This window comes from Sphingobacteriaceae bacterium GW460-11-11-14-LB5 (assembly GCA_002151545.1).
Taxonomy (GTDB): Bacteria; Bacteroidota; Bacteroidia; order Sphingobacteriales; family Sphingobacteriaceae; genus Pedobacter.
This window is the reverse complement of record CP021237.1, coordinates 6,047,010-6,061,292: the sequence shown is the minus strand read 5'-3', so window position 1 is coordinate 6,061,292 and position 14,283 is coordinate 6,047,010. Positions and strand designations below refer to the sequence as shown.

The 14,283-nt window shown below is 37.8% G+C and carries 17 protein-coding genes; 12 read left to right on the top strand and 5 right to left on the bottom strand.

Annotated elements, in window-relative coordinates:
• Nucleotides 1–13 precede the first annotated feature (13 nt).
• The 9 genes from CA265_24850 to CA265_24810 all read left to right on the top strand — a co-directional run bounded on the left by CA265_24850 (nucleotide 14) and on the right by CA265_24810 (nucleotide 7,686).
• On the top strand, nucleotides 14–1,378 hold the full coding sequence (locus tag CA265_24850; protein ID ARS42714.1) for an aldehyde dehydrogenase: 1,365 nt from the start codon (nucleotides 14–16) through the stop codon (nucleotides 1,376–1,378).
• 3 nt (nucleotides 1,379–1,381) lie between these two features.
• A complete protein-coding gene (locus CA265_24845) occupies nucleotides 1,382–1,771 on the top strand; it encodes an STAS/SEC14 domain-containing protein (GenBank protein ID ARS42713.1) in 390 nt (129 codons plus the stop codon).
• A gap of 48 nt (nucleotides 1,772–1,819) precedes the next feature.
• A complete protein-coding gene (locus CA265_24840; protein ID ARS42712.1) occupies nucleotides 1,820–2,416 on the top strand; it encodes a hypothetical protein in 597 nt (198 codons plus the stop codon).
• 43 nt (nucleotides 2,417–2,459) lie between these two features.
• Complete coding sequence (locus CA265_24835; protein ID ARS42711.1) at nucleotides 2,460–3,104, top strand: hypothetical protein; 645 nt, start codon at nucleotides 2,460–2,462, stop codon at nucleotides 3,102–3,104.
• Between the two features lie 142 nt (nucleotides 3,105–3,246).
• Nucleotides 3,247–5,196: a beta-N-acetylhexosaminidase gene (locus CA265_24830; GenBank protein ARS42710.1), complete on the top strand. Its 1,950-nt coding sequence runs from the start codon at nucleotides 3,247–3,249 to the stop codon at nucleotides 5,194–5,196.
• Nucleotides 5,197–5,209: 13 nt separating this feature from the next.
• Nucleotides 5,210–6,097: a hypothetical protein gene (locus CA265_24825; GenBank protein ID ARS42709.1), complete on the top strand. Its 888-nt coding sequence runs from the start codon at nucleotides 5,210–5,212 to the stop codon at nucleotides 6,095–6,097.
• Between the two features lie 17 nt (nucleotides 6,098–6,114).
• Nucleotides 6,115–6,585 (top strand): adenylate cyclase, encoded by a 471-nt coding sequence (locus CA265_24820; GenBank protein ID ARS43120.1) that lies wholly within the window; start codon nucleotides 6,115–6,117, stop codon nucleotides 6,583–6,585.
• 205 nt (nucleotides 6,586–6,790) lie between these two features.
• The gene (locus tag CA265_24815; protein ID ARS42708.1) at nucleotides 6,791–7,255 is read left to right on the top strand and encodes a hypothetical protein; all 465 of its coding nucleotides are present in this window, start codon (nucleotides 6,791–6,793) and stop codon (nucleotides 7,253–7,255) included.
• A gap of 8 nt (nucleotides 7,256–7,263) precedes the next feature.
• Nucleotides 7,264–7,686, top strand: a complete 423-nt coding sequence (locus CA265_24810; GenBank protein ID ARS42707.1) for a peptide-binding protein — start codon at nucleotides 7,264–7,266, stop codon at nucleotides 7,684–7,686.
• Between the two features lie 52 nt (nucleotides 7,687–7,738).
• On the opposite strand, the gene CA265_24805 is transcribed toward CA265_24810, so the two are convergent.
• The 5 genes from CA265_24805 to CA265_24785 all read right to left on the bottom strand — a co-directional run bounded on the left by CA265_24805 (nucleotide 7,739) and on the right by CA265_24785 (nucleotide 12,114).
• Nucleotides 7,739–8,374 (bottom strand): hypothetical protein, encoded by a 636-nt coding sequence (locus CA265_24805; GenBank protein ARS42706.1) that lies wholly within the window; start codon nucleotides 8,372–8,374, stop codon nucleotides 7,739–7,741.
• An 86-nt stretch (nucleotides 8,375–8,460) separates the two neighbouring features.
• The gene (locus tag CA265_24800) at nucleotides 8,461–8,643 is read right to left on the bottom strand and encodes a hypothetical protein (protein ARS42705.1); all 183 of its coding nucleotides are present in this window, start codon (nucleotides 8,641–8,643) and stop codon (nucleotides 8,461–8,463) included.
• A 253-nt stretch (nucleotides 8,644–8,896) separates the two neighbouring features.
• Nucleotides 8,897–9,865, bottom strand: coding sequence for a peptidylprolyl isomerase (locus CA265_24795; protein ID ARS42704.1), 969 nt, complete (start codon nucleotides 9,863–9,865; stop codon nucleotides 8,897–8,899).
• A gap of 203 nt (nucleotides 9,866–10,068) precedes the next feature.
• Nucleotides 10,069–11,055: a peptidylprolyl isomerase gene (locus CA265_24790; protein ID ARS42703.1), complete on the bottom strand. Its 987-nt coding sequence runs from the start codon at nucleotides 11,053–11,055 to the stop codon at nucleotides 10,069–10,071.
• Between the two features lie 48 nt (nucleotides 11,056–11,103).
• Nucleotides 11,104–12,114, bottom strand: coding sequence for a DHH family phosphoesterase (locus tag CA265_24785; GenBank protein ARS42702.1), 1,011 nt, complete (start codon nucleotides 12,112–12,114; stop codon nucleotides 11,104–11,106).
• Nucleotides 12,115–12,355: 241 nt separating this feature from the next.
• On the opposite strand from CA265_24785, the gene CA265_24780 reads away from it, so the two are divergent.
• From CA265_24780 to CA265_24770, 3 genes are all read left to right on the top strand, one after another.
• Complete coding sequence (locus CA265_24780; protein ID ARS43119.1) at nucleotides 12,356–12,775, top strand: nucleoside-diphosphate kinase; 420 nt, start codon at nucleotides 12,356–12,358, stop codon at nucleotides 12,773–12,775.
• 135 nt (nucleotides 12,776–12,910) lie between these two features.
• A complete protein-coding gene (locus CA265_24775) occupies nucleotides 12,911–13,684 on the top strand; it encodes a peptidylprolyl isomerase (GenBank protein ID ARS42701.1) in 774 nt (257 codons plus the stop codon).
• Between the two features lie 296 nt (nucleotides 13,685–13,980).
• A complete protein-coding gene (locus CA265_24770) occupies nucleotides 13,981–14,160 on the top strand; it encodes a hypothetical protein (protein ID ARS42700.1) in 180 nt (59 codons plus the stop codon).
• Nucleotides 14,161–14,283: the final 123 nt, after the last annotated feature.

Below are 14,283 nucleotides of genomic sequence, written 5' to 3'. Positions count from 1 at the left end.
AATCACATAAAAGATGCAAATCATCAACCCAGCAACAGCAGAAATCATCACCAGTTTAGAAGAGGATAATTTATCCACACTTCAGCTAAAATTTGATGCTTTACAAAAAGCACAGCCACAATGGGCAGGTAAAACCCTTCAGGAAAGGATTGCTGTGATCACTCATTTTAGTGATTTACTGGAAGTTGAAATAGAAAAGCTCGCCTCAGTGTTAACCTCCGAAGTGGGTAAACCGCTACAGCAATCGCGCAACGAAATTAATGGTGCAAGGGCCCGCATCAAATGGATGTTGGCCAATGCCGAAAAATACCTGGCCGATGAAGTAATGACAGATGAACCAGGGATCAAAGAAATCATTAAATACGAACCATTAGGTGTAGTTTGTAATATCTCAGCGTGGAACTACCCTTATCTGGTTGGTGTAAATGTATTCATTCCAGCTTTACTCAGTGGCAATACCGTAATGTATAAACCATCCGAATATGCTACTTTAACCGGCATCGAGATTGAAAAGTTATTAAAAAAAGCAGGTGTACCTGATGATGTCTTCCATATCGCCATTGGCGCAAAAGAAACAGGATCAGCTTTATTAAACATGGACTTTAATGGTTATTTCTTCACAGGATCCTACAAAACCGGGAAATTGATCTACGAAAAAGTAGCGGCAAAAATGGTTCCCTGTCAATTGGAATTAGGTGGAAAAGATCCATTGTACATTACCGACGATGTAACCGATGTTGCTGCGGCGGCTATTGGTACTGCCGATGGTGCTTTTTACAATAACGGACAAAGCTGCTGTGCTGTAGAACGTATTTATGTGCAGGAGAAAAACTACGATGATTATTGCAACGCTTTCGTTACCGAGGTTAAAAGCTGGAAAACCGGCATACCCACCGCCGAGGGTGTATACATTGGTGCCTTAACACGGAAAGAACAAATTTCGGTATTGGAAAATCAGGTTAAAGATGCCTTAAATAAAGGTGCAAAATTATTAACAGGCGGTAAAGCTGTTGAGGGAAAGGGTTATTATTTTGAACCAACCGTGTTAACCGATGTTACCAATGATATGCTGGTGATGCAGGAAGAAAGTTTCGGACCAATTATCGGCATCATGAAAGTGAAAGATGATGCCGAAGCTTTAAAGATGATGAAAGATACAGATTATGGTTTAACAGCATCGGTTTATACTGCCAGCCAGGAAAGGGCCGAAAAAATATTGGCCCAGTTAGATGCCGGTTCGGGTTACTGGAATTGCTGCGATCGGGTAAGCGCAGCCCTACCCTGGAGTGGAAGAAAATATTCGGGTATTGGCGCGACCCTATCCCATCAGGGCATAAGGGCTTTTACCAAACCAAAGGGCTATCATTTAAGGAGGTAATAAATGGAAAACGACAGCGACAAACAACTTATCGAAGGCGAAATTGCCGATTATTTATTGACAGATGATGGGATACTGATTTCTTACAGTAAAAGTATTTTACGTACAGTAGAAAATATTTCGGCCAATGTGGCACTGGTGAAGAAAATTACCAATAACAAAAAGGTTCCATTGTTAATTTACTTAAAAAATTCTCCTGTTCCGGACAAAGAAACACGAAAGTTTTCTACTGAGCAGTTGCCTCAGATTTATACCGCGATGGCCATGGTGTCGAAACCTGGTTTAGCACAATTGATTATGAAGATCCTGTTTAAATTTCAAAACCCACCTATCCCGATTAAATCTTTTACTGATGATGAGAAAGCCAGGGCATGGTTAACACAGTTTTTATAAATAAACTGTTATTTGTATCATTAAGTATTACTAATATATTAGCGCTCCATGAAAAAAAATATTATTTACGGCATTATGCTCTGCACGGCATTTTCGTGCAGGGATGCAGAAAAACAAACCGATAATAAAGAAACACCTGCTGCACTGCAGGACGACAAATCGTACAACATCATTTCTAAAAGAGGTAGTAGCGATTTAATAGAAAGTTTATATGCCGATGCGGTAAGTAAAGATTCTGCGCTAAAGAAATTAGATGAAAGTGTCAATGAAATCAGGGATGGAAAAACTGATTCGCTAAAGAAGTTTGATATTTATGAGGGAAAAAACCACGATTACTTCACTTCTGCCAATTACCATGTAAAAGAGATCAAAGATTCTCTATTAAGAAAAAGTTTAACCGCACTGATAGCCAAAAATCTCGAAGAATATAACAACAAGGTTTCATCGCATCGAGAACTGGTTAAAACGGTAAATACCAGAATGGTTTCTTTAAACGACCTTGAGCTGGCTTTAAAAATCTCCAGAACATTCCCACTGATCAAAAAATACCAGAAAGAAAACCTGCCAAACCAAAAGTCTATTTTAAATTTAAGACAGAATATCGATCAGGCCATTAAATTGGCAGATACGCTGTATAAAAAGTAGTTTTCAACTCCCATAATAGTATAACAGCAAAAAATTTAGAAACATGAGCATTCCGAAAAATCATGTAAATACCTGGTTAATAAAAAAAGGTTATTTTGACCGGCAGCCAAAAACACTGTTATTTAAATCCCAATCAATTGAGTTCGGCAATCAAAAATTAGCATTACCTATAGCAATCGACCTATCAAAAGAAGAGCCAATACAATATCGTTTTGGTATTAAATGGATCAGAGGATTTGAATTTACCGTTGGGAGAAAGTACCAGCTATTTATTAAGAACGGAGATAGCGAAATGATCAAAATAAGCTTTGGTTCTTATTATGGCATAAATAAAATTCCATTGTTTAACCAATATATCGAAATATTAAACCAATTGTGGCGAAGCTATTTCGATGGCTTAGTTGATCAATATCTGGCACTTTTCGAACAAAAAACACCGTTTACTTTGGCTAATGTGGGATTTGATGAATTTGGCATTAAAATTAAATCCGTAAACTTTATTAAAGAAGAAGAAAAGTCGTTGTCCTGGATTGATGTAGGCACCAGAGATTACCAAACCTATTTTGCTATCTTTTCGAAACAAGCCCCATCAATTATCAATAAAGGTTACAGCTACCTAGATGATTGGAATACCAGAGTTTTGTACAGCGTTGTCCAAACCATATTAATGAGAAGAAAAGGGCAATGAATGGCTTTAATCAATCCCACAGCGCTGTAGTTAGTCTTCTACTCCCTCTGCTCATTTCTCTATGCTGAAATTTACTCAATTAAAATCTTTTTTAATAAATTGCGGATTATACTTATCCGGTTAACCCGTTTTAATTATTTTAATGAAAAAATTATTCCTGATTATCTCCTGCTGTTTTTTCGCAGCCAATACTTTCGCTCAATCTATTGTTACAGAAACTGAAATCGGCGATGCTGAAAGCGCAGTGTCACCAACACCAATTGCCATTATACCAGAGCCGGTATCTTTAATGAAAAAGGCAGGTACTTTCACCTTGCCTGAAAATGTAACGATCCAGACGCTTAAAAGTGGAGAATTAAAACAATCAATCGCATACCTTTCTGACCGGATTACTACAGCTACAGGCAAATTCGTAAGCACTGTAAGCAATTCGAGCCATCCTACAATCAAACTGATCTTAAACACGCAGGAAGATGCGCAACTGGGTAAAGAAGGTTACAAATTAAATGTTAATCCAACCCAGGTGGTCATCACCGCCAATCAGCCTGCAGGTATTTTTTATGGTGTCCAATCGCTACTTCAGCTTTTCCCGGCCGAGATAGAAAGTAAAGAACAGGTAAGCGGCATCAAATGGAAAGCACCTTGTGTTGATGTTGTAGATTATCCAAAATTGGGCTGGAGGGGTTTAATGTTCGATGTTGCCCGTCACTTTTTCACTAAACAGGAGGTAAAGCAGTTTATCGACGATATGGTACGTTATAAATTTAACCTCCTGCATTTGCACCTAGTAGATGATGAAGGTTGGAGAATTGAAATTAAAGGCTTACCTAAATTAACTGAAATAGGTGCCTGGAGCGTTAAGAAAACCGGAACTTTCGGCGATTTCATCCCCCCTGCTGCTGATGAGCCCCGCACCTATGGTGGTTTTTATACCCAGGAAGATATTAAAGAGCTTGTTCAGTATGCACAAGAACGTTTTGTAAACATATTACCGGAAATCGATGTTCCGGGGCATAGTTTAGCTGTTATCGCCTCTTACCCGGAATTATCGTGCACGCCTGACGCCGTTAATTATAAAGTTCGCTCAGGCGAGAAAATAATGGATTGGAGCCGTGGTGCACCGCCAACAGCTTTGGTTGATAATACCCTTTGCCCGGCAAATGAGAAAGTTTATGTGTTCTTAGACTCGGTACTTACCCAGGTGGCTAAACTTTTCCCTTTCGGATACATTCATATGGGTGGCGACGAAGCCCCGCATAATTTCTGGGAAAAGAATGACCAGGTTAAAGCTTTGATGCAACGCGAAGGTTTAAAAACCATACCTCAGGTACAGGCCTATTTTGAAAAACGGGTAGAGCAAATTGTCATTTCAAAAGGCAAAAAGTTTATGGGTTGGGACGAAATTCTTGAAGGAGGTGTATCGCCAACAGCAGCCGTAATGAGCTGGAGGGGGATGAAATATGGTATTGAGGCGGCGAACGAAAAACACAACGTGGTAATGAGCCCGACTGATTTTGCTTATTTAGATTATATGCAGGCTGATGCCATTACCGAGCCAAAAGTTTATGCTTCGCTCAGGTTAAATAAAGCCTATCAGTTTAATCCTGTTCCGGCGGGCGTAAACGCACAATATGTTATTGGTGCACAGGCCAATCTTTGGACAGAACAGGTATTTACCTTCCGCCAGGTAGAATATATGGTTTATCCACGTGCATTTGCTATTGCTGAATCCATATGGAGTCCGATTGAAAAGAAAAACTGGACCAATTTTGTTGATCGTACGCAACAGCATTTCAAAAGATTAGATTTTGCTGAGATTAAATATTCACCTGCCATTTACGATCCAATTTTTACGGTAAAACGCAGTGCCGACAAACAATTAATGGTTGAATTAACCCCGGAAATAGACGGTTTAGACATTTATTACAGCTTTGACAACTCTACTCCCGACCGCTTTTACCCGAAATACACAGCCGCACTACAGGTGCCAAAAGATGCCAGTATGTTACGTGTAATCACTTATCGCGGGAAACAACCGATTGGAAGACTGATTAGTATCCCTATTGCTGATTTACAGAAAAGGGCGAGATAAAAATCCAATTAAAATGAAAATAACGCTCACATTGATCTTAAGCTTTTTTAGCATTTTCGGCAGTGCCCAAATAAAACTGGAAGCTAAAGATTTAACAAATCTTGTTGCCATTTCAGAAATCTATTCGGCAAATGTAAATGCAACAGGTGATGAATTTGCAAAGTCAATTGAATCATTACGAACACCAAAGTTATCTCATCTTGTCGATGTATTACTGGAAGTTGGTAAAGGCAGAAAAGAAATCTTGGCACATTTAAAACGACCTGACAATGATGAATTGATGATGTGGTACGTGCTTCGGGAGATACACTACAATAACAGCGGCAAAACCAAAACGGACAGGCCTTCTTTAACTATAGCCAATGAAACATTAAACACCAAAATTGATGAAAAACTATTGTTGGACAACTATTATTACCGCTTACATGGTGGTATAGCAATGTTGTTTAATAATCATGACCTGAGCGATATAAATATTGATATTGAAAGTTTTGGCTTAAAAAACAACGCTGAAAAGGGAATATTTTTCTTAAGCATAGTAGATGAACTAATCGGAAAACGCTTTAAAGTTCTTAGTATGATGAAGAATAATGCTAAAATCTTAGAATTTTATAATAAGATGCCGACTTTCAACAATAAACCATATTTCCACTATAAAGATTTTGGCTACGATGATTTCGAATGGACTGGGTATGATAAACCAGAACATTACAATGTTGTTCATGTTAATAATTTGTATAATACGCTTATGGTGCAATTTGTAGCCACAACTCAATTAAAAGGAAAAGAAGAGGGCCAGAAGATATACTATAATTCTATTCTATATATGCCGCAATATTTTAAATATACTACGGCAAAAGATGACCTTGAACAGGTTTATGAAAAACTAAAAAAGAATTGATCAAAGAAGAAAACTTAATGGGTAAAGAAATAGAACGTAAATTTTTGATCAATCAGCAGAAGTGGGATAACCTAAGCAAACCAGCAGGAAAACTTTTTAGACAAGGTTATTTACTGAGCGATAAAGACAAAACGGTGCGCGTAAGGGCAACCGAAACCACAGGTTTTTTAACGATAAAAGGCCAAACGATTGGTGCCACCAGGATGGAATATGAATATGAAATCCCGGTTGCTGAGGCCACAGAATTATTGGATAATTTCGCTTCATCTGAACTTTCGAAAACACGCTATGAAATTACGGTTAACGGTAAAGTTTGGGAGATAGATGTATTTTTAGGTGATAACAAAGGCTTGATTGTTGCCGAAATTGAACTTGAAAGTGAAGACGAAATATTCGACGTCCCGGATTGGGTAAGCAAAGAAGTTACCGAAGAAGAAAAATATTACAATTCCAATTTAACGGTAAAGCCATTTAAAGACTGGATTTAGTACAACCTATAGACCTTGCAAGTTTGAAAACCTGTGAGGTCTTTTTATATCCAGCGCCTTTTTTATAAATAATTAATAGATTTCACTTTCTAGTTAAACGCATTTCATATATTAGCTTTATCGAAATCATCCCACCGGTAAAGCGGAAATTATTTTAATTTCTAAGCATTGTATTATCAAATAATATCAATATAAAACCAAAAGGATGAAAACAACTAAATTATTACTAAGCATGGTTATTGCAACTACACTATTTTTTGTAGGCTGTAAACCAAAAGATGCGGCAATCCAGGCTGCAATTCAAGCGAAAGAAGCAGCAGGTATTACCGTGGCTGTTACTAAAGGCGAAGTAACTTTAACGGGACAGGTTGACGATGAAGCTACAAAAACCAAAGCAGAAGAAATTGCAAAGGCAGAAAAAGGCGTGAAATCTGTAATCAACAACTTAACGGTTAAACCAGCAGATTTGCCTGTCGTAATTGCCGAAGACCCCGTTTTAATTAAAAATGTTGCTGACGCTACCAAAGATTTTCCGACGGTAAAAGCCGAAGTTAAAGATGGTGTGATTCTCCTGACAGGCGAAATTAAAAAGGCCTCGTTAATTACTTTGATGCAACATTTGAGTGCATTAAACCCTAAAAAAATCGATAATAAATTAACCGTTAAATAAAACCGACCATGGCATTAGCAGATAAATACAAAGCATTAACTGACGCAGCAACTGCGGCAGGCATAGCAGATTTAGCAGTAAGGGAACAGGACGGGATTTTATACATCGACGGGACTGCTGCCGATGGCGCAACTAAAGATCACCTTTGGGAAGTTTATAATCAGATTGATCCAAACTTTACGTCTGGCGATCTGGTTCTGAATGTAAATGTGGCTATTGATGCCGCCGTTACCCATGCCAAAGTGATTACGCAGAGCAGTAATTTAAATATCCGTAACGGCCCGGGAACGGATCAACCCATTGTAGGTAAAGCTGCCCATGGCGAGGTAATTACCCTCGTAAACAGAAGCAACGATTTATGGTGGCTGGTTCGCACCAACGATGGCGAAGAAGGCTATTGTTATGCCCAGTATCTGGAAGCACAAGCTTAAAAATGCGAACGGATCTCGCAGGTTGCTGTAACCTGTGAGGTCTGTTTTATAATTAAATCAGCTGATGTTCGTGCGCAAAATTCAGTAAACCAACAATTGATTTTACACCGGTTTTGCGCCAGATGTTTTTACGATGGGTTTCTACGGTATGCTCAGAAATAAACAGCATCCGGCCAATATCTGCCGAAGTATATTCTTTAGCAATCAACCTGATAACCTCTATTTCACGCGGCGACAAAATATTTACTTCTTCAGTATGATTTTCCCGCTGGTAACCATTAATAAATTTAGCTGTAATGGAATTTTGTATATAAGTTTCGCCAAGCATCACTTTATTAATGGCTTTATGCAATTCTTGAAACTTTACATTTTTTAATAAATAACCGGTCGCCCCCGACTTGATCATTTTCGAAATATTGATAAAATCATCCTGCATAGAAAGCACAATAACTTTAATTTTCGGAAATTCTCTTTTAATCAATTTAGTTAAATCAGCTCCGATCTTCTCGCAAACACTAACATCGGCAACCACAATATCTGGCGTTTTAGTTCTAATCAATCGCTCGGCAAGCGCGGCAGAATTGGCCTTACCAACAACAACAATACTTTCAGAATCACTCAGAATGGATTCAACACTATCCATTAATGCATCATAATCGTGAATTAAAAAGACCTTGATCTTTTCCATAAAGTTTAGTTTTAAAACGTTAATCCTTTTTCACCAGCATTTTGGGCAAAAAATTTGAAGAGATTTTAAATTAAGTTTAACTTCTTTCAAAATCTACCCAATATCCTATCAAAAGCTTTAAATTTTATGTTTTTAACTAAGGTAAGTAGCAATTTGTTTTCAGTATTTTCCAATAAATTAACATCCTGCCTTTGCATAGCGGTTGAGTGAAGCGATTTGGAAATACGGTGGTTATTTTTACGGCACTTTGGGTAATGATATAAAGCCATTACCTGTCTACAATATCCATCCTTTATAAAAAGATTGAAAAATATGCTAAACAGCATTAATTTCAGGCCCAGAAACATCGTAGTACTGTTTGAGCGCATAGTGATAATAGGGATGATTAATTGTTTTGTTAATCTAATTTAAACAAAAATTTTATTTTGCTACTATAATTATCAATTTCTTAATATAAAAAAAGCGCAAGCCCAGTATGATAATTTACTGATCCTTGCGCTTTTTTTTGTGATGGTAAATATTTTACTTCGCTAGCGGTACTGCTACATTTGGTTTAATAATGCCTTTCAGTTCTACATCAAATACCAGTGGGGTAAATGGATTAATTGGTCCGCCGCCATTTTCACCAAAACCCAGTCTTGATGGCAAAATCATTTTGATTTTACCGCCAACACCAATAAGCTGAATACCCTGGATAACGCCTTGTGGCAATTGGCCTAAGGGTAAGCTACGTGGCACATATTGAACACTTTCAGAGAAAATCCCGGCTTCTTTTGCAATTTTAGCATTCGAAGTATCAAAAACGTTCAATGTTCCGTTCGATTTTTTGTTGGTAAACTGGCCCGTGTAGTCCATTAATACCGTATCGGTTAAAGTTGCTCTTTCCGAGTTTCCCGGAGCAGAAATCACATATTGCAATCCAGATGGCGCAGTAGTTACCTTTAAATCGTTCTCGGCAATATATTTGGCAATTTTAGCAGGCTCTACTACTTTATTTTTTTCATTTAGTGCTTTGTATTCCGATTCAAAGAAAAGTCGTTTCTTCGCTTCGAAAATCGAATCGGGATCTTTCCCTTTGTGCAACACCTTCTCAATTTTAATCGTAAAAGAAGCAATGTTTGATTTTAGTCCTTTTGGTTTAGGCTGACCTGAATATTTCTCCATCGAATCCAGGTTCAATTTAAAAACAGCACTATCTCCTTCGCCAAGCAGTTTTAAGCCCGAGGCTAAATCGCCTTTAAACATCGATTTACTAATGGCAAAGAAAGCAGGGCGTTCATTATCATAGGTATTTACCATTACCGAATCGGGATTAGTATTGGTTTCAACCGTTTGAACGCCGTTTAACTTTACATAATCGCCATCCTGAATTTTTGGCTTACCATCACTTTTATAGATCTTGTAAGTCATATCTCCTTCACCCTTTTCGAATTTGTTACAGGCAGACAGGCCTAATGCTGCTGCCAAGAGAATAATAATTCTGTTCTTCATTTAAGTTTTATTTATTTAAAAACAGCTGGACTATCCTTTTTCAAAATACCTGCTATTTTATTAGATCACTACAAAGATAGGTTATAATAAGTTTTTATAAATCTTTGAAATGTTTTATTTCCTGGTTCAGTATCAAAAAAATACGGGCAAAAAAAAATCCTGCCTAAATAAATAAGCAGGATTTTAAAATATTGGTTAAGAAATTATTTTTTAACTACCGGAGCAACTGGAGCCGCTGGAGCTGGTTTTCCTTTGATAATATCTTTGATTTCTAAATCGAAAGCAATTGGGCTGAAAGGCATAATACCTACTTGTGGTGCACCTTGCTCTCCATAACCTAAGTTAGAAGGGATAATCACTTTAATTTTACCACCTTTACCAATTAACTGTAAAGCTTCAGTAAATCCTGGGATTGTACCGCCAACTGGCATTTTTTGAGGACCGTAAGGTTTACCTGGCTTAAATTCGTTTTCTGCTTTAGCCAGTTTCTCATCACTTGTATCGAAGATTTTGTATTTATCATCTTTACCTTTTTTAGTTACTCTACCAGTATAATCAATTAATACAGTATCGCCTAAAGCTGGTTTTTCTGCACTACCTGCTTGTTCTATAATGTAATGTAATCCACTTGCAGTAGTTTTGGTAGCCAGTTTAGTATCTTCTAAATATGCTTTAAGTTTAGCAGGTTCAGCAGCTTTTCTTTTTTCTGTAGTAGCTTTATAATCAGCCTGGAAATATTCCTGTGCTCTTTTGTTAAAAGTAGAATCAGCTTCGCCAGTTTTTTTCTTGAATACTTTTTCGATTTTTACTGTAAAAGTGATGTATTTATCATTTTTGAACTGCTCTGGCTTAGGTTGTTTACTATGAAGTGCCATAGTATCTAAGTTTACTTTAAAAGTAGCGCTATCGCCTTCTCCAAACAATGTTAAAACATCGTTCATATCACCAGCATACATTTTTTTCTGTGCAGGAAATACTGCAGGAGTTTCGCTATCGAAAGTGCTTGATAAAACTGAATCTTTATCGTTTTTCTGAATAAAATTCATTTTAACGATATCGCCTTCTTTAATTTTCTCGTTACCTGCAGAGTGGTGGATGGTATACAATAACCCACCAGCTCCCTTTTTCTCTTTGTTACATGCCGCTAAACCTAAAGTGGCTGCTGCTAGAATAATAATTCCCTTTTTCATTTATTTAATTTGACTTTTTTAAGTTTTTATTGTTTTTATTTCTTGTTTCTAAGCAATCAATTGTTCTTTATATTCTGCTAATATCGATTTAAATTCGGTTATTACATCAGCTAAAGGTTTTTCTGCTGCACCACCTGCTGCATTTCTGTGCCCACCGCCATTAAAATACTTTTTACAGATTTCGTTGGCTGGAAAATCGCCTGTTGATCTCACCGATAATTTAACCTTATCCGGACGCTCAACAATTAATGCGGCTAAACGGATCCCGTTAATTGATAAAGCATAGTTCACCACGCCCTCCGTATCGCCGGTTGCGCTATGGTATTGTGCCAGTTCTTCTTTGGTAACTGAAATAATGGCCGTATTGTATTCTCTGATTACCTCTAACTTGTTTGACAGGCAATAACCCAAAAAGCGTAAACGATTTTCGCTCGCGTTATCGTATACCAATTGATGGATTTTCCAATGCTCTGCACCCAGATCGATCAAATCTGCTGCAATACGATAAACCTCCGCTGTTGCGGATGGGAAACGAAAAGATCCCGAATCGGTCATAATACCGGTATACAAACAAGCAGCAACATCTTTATTGATCCCAGCTTTATCTTCCAATTGGTTAACAATAAAATCGTAAACCAACTGCGCAGCAGCACAGGCATTGATATCCCAGTGACGGTAATCATCAAAATCCTCAGGTTCGAGGTGATGATCGATCATGATTTTTTTTGCGCCCGCTGCCCTAACCAATTCGCCTAACTCATTAATGCGGCTTAGGGTATTAAAATCAAGGCAGAAAATAACCGAAGCTTCATCCACTAACCTGGCTGCTTCTTCTTGCTGCTCCGTAAAAATAATAACATCGCCATTATTAGGCATCCAATGCAAAAAGGTAGGATAATCTGTGGGTGTGACTACCTTAACATGATGGCCCTTTTGAATTAAATATCCATATAAACCTAAAGATGAACCCATCGCATCGCCGTCGGGTTTGTGATGCGTAGTGATCACAATTCGTTGTGGCGTAGCCAATAATGTTTTTAATTCAGTTAGTGTAAGCATATATTTTTTGCGCTGCAAAGCTAAGTAAATTTAGATTAGGATTAAAGGATTTTAGGATTAGTAGGATCATAGTTTTAAAAGAGATGGAGATTAACAGGATTATACAGCATAAAAAAGCTCAGTTAGCCATTTTAAGCCTAATTATCCATTACTAACCTCGATTCGCGACTGAAAAACAATGTTTATTGATTATTCATCAATTAAAACGTATTTTTGCAAAAAATTTGATATCAAAAACACAATGAGCACTAACAGAACTTTTACCATGATTAAGCCTGATGCAGTAGCAAACGGCCATATCGGATCAATCATTAACGACATTACTAATGCAGGTTTCAAAATCATCGCATTAAAATATACTAAACTTACAGACGAAACTGCTGGTCAGTTTTATGCTGTTCACGCTGAGCGTCCTTTTTACAAAGATTTAGTAAGCTTTATGTCTTCAGGACCTATTGTTGCTGCTATTTTAGAAAAAGACAACGCCATTGAAGATTTCAGAAAACTGATCGGTGCGACTAACCCGGCTGAGGCTGCAGAAGGTACTATCCGTCAGAAATATGCAAAATCAATCGATGCAAATGCGGTTCACGGTTCAGATTCTGATGAGAATGCAGAAATTGAAGGTAACTTCTTCTTCAAAGCAGACGAACGTTTCTAGTTCCCAACACAAAAAACTTACAATAAAACCCCGAACATTCGGGGTTTTATTGTTTTATCTATTTTGTATCTTTCGGCCTTAAAATATCATCCACCATTTTAAACCTGTTGGAATTAATTACACATAAAATAATCAATGAAAAGAATTTTTTTAGCGGTATGTCTATCCGGTATCGCTGTTGCATCTTATGCACAAACCAAAACAACAGCAAAGAAACCTGTTGCCCAAAAACCGACCACAGCTGCAAGTAAAACATCAAGCACTACTGCAGGTTTAAAATCTACCTTAGATTCTACCAGTTATGCTTTTGGTACTTCCATCGGCGCAGGTTTAAAAACAACCGGCCTTTCTACCCTAAATTACGAAGTACTGTTAAAAGGACTAAAAGATGCCTTTACAGGAGGTAAGGTTATTTTAACGCAACAACAGGCACAACAATGTATTAACGAGGCATTAGCCAAGGCATCATCAGTAAAAAACAAAGCTGAAGAAGCCGCAAATAAAATTAAATACGCACCAATTATGAAAGAAGGACAAGATTTCTTAGAACAGAACAAAAAACGTGCAGGTGTACAAACAACTGCAAGCGGTTTACAATACGAGGTTTTAACGGCTGGCTCTGGCGTTAAACCATTGGCAACCGATTCGGTACTGGTTCATTATAAAGGAACATTATTAAACGGAAAACAATTCGACAGCTCTTACGACAGAGGTGAACCGATTTCCTTTCCTTTAAACCAGGTAATTAAAGGCTGGACAGAAGGCGTACAGTTAATGCCTGCGGGTTCGAAATATAAATTCTTTATTCCTTACAACCTGGCTTACGGCGAACGTGGCGCAGGACAGGATATTCCGCCATACAGCACTTTAATTTTCGAGGTGGAATTGTTAAAAGTGAACGGAAAATAACAATCTTTAAAAATTATAGTGAAGATGCCTGCTTATTTATTGAGCAGGCTTTTTTTTTGGAAAACAATGTTAATGCTAGGTGGCCAGTGTAGCCCTGCCACCGCTTATAGTCCTCTCCCGATGAAATATCGGGATGCGGGCTATGCCGCTTTGTCGGGTTTATTACCGAACGGCTATAGCCATAAATGTGCAATTAGATGTTAGCAAATTGGGATGCTGAAACAAGTTCGGCAGGACGAATCTTGACGTTTACCAAAACTTTCTCTCTTATTCGATGTTAGCTATTACAAATTAACATGAATATGAAAAGAGCATTCCCTTTAGCACTGATCGCATTTTTATGCAGCACCTTAAGCAGTTGTGAACTCGTAGAAGGTATATTTAAAGCCGGCGTTTGGTCGGGTATTATTATTGTAGTGGTAGTGGTTGCACTGCTCATCTGGATTTTATCGAAGGTATTTGGAGGAAGGGGTTAATTTTTCTACCTGTCACATAGCGCCTGCCGATGAATCGGCACAGGTCGTCAAAGCACTTGAAACTACATTTAAGCAGGTCCATCGACAAGTTACCTTTGACAGGATTTTAATGACCTGATCGTC